Below are 504 nucleotides of genomic sequence, written 5' to 3'. Positions count from 1 at the left end.
GCCAGCACCCCGCCAAACGACCAACCGGCGACCCGGTAAGGGCCGTGGGGTTGAATGCCGCGAATCAACCCGACCAGGCGCGCCGCCAGGCCTTCCATGGTGTTCAGGTGCGGCTCGCCCAGCGCGACGCCCGGCAGGCCGTAGATCGGGTAGTCACCGGGCAGATGCTGGCCCAGCGCCGCGAAATACACGTCCATGCCGCTGAATTCATGGACCAGGAACAACGGCGCTTGCGAGCCACCGCTGCGCACCGTGACCACCGAGGCATCGCGCACCGGCGCAGCCGTACGCTGGCGCAGCATCGTGGCCACCGAGGCGACGCTGGCGTGCTGGAACAACTCGGCCAGCGATACCGCCAACCCCGCCTCCTCCATCAGGCTGACCAGCCGGATCGCCAGCAAGGAATGCCCACCCAGTTCAAAGAAACTGTCATGCCGACCGACCTGCTCCAGCTTCAGCACCTCGGCCCACAGCGCTGCCAGCCTCTGCTCGAGTGCATCGACC

At 67.5% G+C, this 504-nt stretch carries 1 protein-coding gene; it reads right to left on the bottom strand.

Annotation, left to right across the window (positions count from 1 at the left end):
• On the bottom strand, positions 1-504 hold a 504-nt coding region (locus tag F8N80_RS31035; RefSeq protein ID WP_150785351.1), incomplete at both ends, for a thioesterase domain-containing protein.

The organism is Pseudomonas fluorescens (assembly GCF_902497995.1).
Lineage (GTDB): Bacteria > Pseudomonadota > Gammaproteobacteria > Pseudomonadales > Pseudomonadaceae > Aquipseudomonas > Aquipseudomonas fluorescens_BK.
Note: the sequence above shows the minus strand (reverse complement) of the source record. Positions and strands in the feature narration are given on the sequence as shown.